Here is a 955-nt window from a genome sequence, read left to right as displayed (position 1 = left end):
TCCTTCTCTTTTACCTCGTCGATAGAGGTAAAGGCCGACTTGGTAGGCGCTGGAGTAGGGGCGGTAGGTCAGGACTTTGAGTGCGGCTTCTTCCGCACATGGGCGGATGTAGGCATCGGTCGGGTCGGCACGTCTGCTCAAACTTAAATCGGCGTAATAGGCAAGCATGGGGCTTTCTTTGGAGAGCTGCTGCAAGCCGTCAATTTTGTTTTGAACTGTTTGCGGATCGTCGGTTTTCCCTACACGGCTATATTGGGTCAGATTTTGATATTCCCAGCTGAGGTTTGCCATGCCGATTAAAATCGATAAAGCAGCTATACCGCCTGTCCATTGTCTGATTCGGGTAGATAAAGGGCCGTCTGAAACATCTTTCGGATAAGAAGGTGTCAGCGACAGAATCAGGCTGAATACGGTAAGGAAGTAGATATACCAAAGCGGATATTCGAGCATGCTGTGGCAGAGGCTGACGGCGGCGGCAGTCAGCAAAAATAGGGAAGCCGGTGTTTGGTTGCGGCCTGATAGTCGCCATACGGCTGCAAGCAGGGTTAAGGTTGCCAGCAAGGTGCCGGCAATGCCCATTTCGGACAGCAACTGCATGACGATATTGTGCGAATGGGTAAACAGTACGCCGAGGATATTGTTGGGGAAATATTGTTGCTGGGCATTGATCAGAAAGGTTTGCTGGGCAAAGCTGTTCCAGCCGTGACCGAACCAAGGTGCGGATTGAAAGGCAATCCATGCCTTGCTCCATTCGATTTGGCGCATGGAGCCTTCAAAACCGCTGGTGCCTGCGCGTTCGACGGCGGTTTCGTATTTGATGTTGCCAAACAAATCCAACAGGCTGCCCATGCCGAATTGGAAAGCGGCGGCCAGGATGGCGGTCAGAAGGAAAATGCACAGTGCGCGTTTGTGTTGGAAACGGGTACGCCAAAACCATAACGGCGTAATCAGGAAT

1 protein-coding gene is annotated in these 955 nt (G+C 51.8%); it reads right to left on the bottom strand.

Going from position 1 to position 955, the window contains the following annotated elements; genetic code table 11:
* On the bottom strand, positions 1-955 hold a 955-nt coding region (locus tag ACTHUR_RS12275), incomplete at both ends, for a Wzy polymerase domain-containing protein (RefSeq protein WP_440398751.1).

It is taken from the genome of Neisseria sp. P0021.S007, assembly GCF_051956855.1.
The sequence above is the reverse complement of the archived record's forward strand: the minus strand, read 5'-3'. Positions and strand labels throughout refer to the sequence as shown.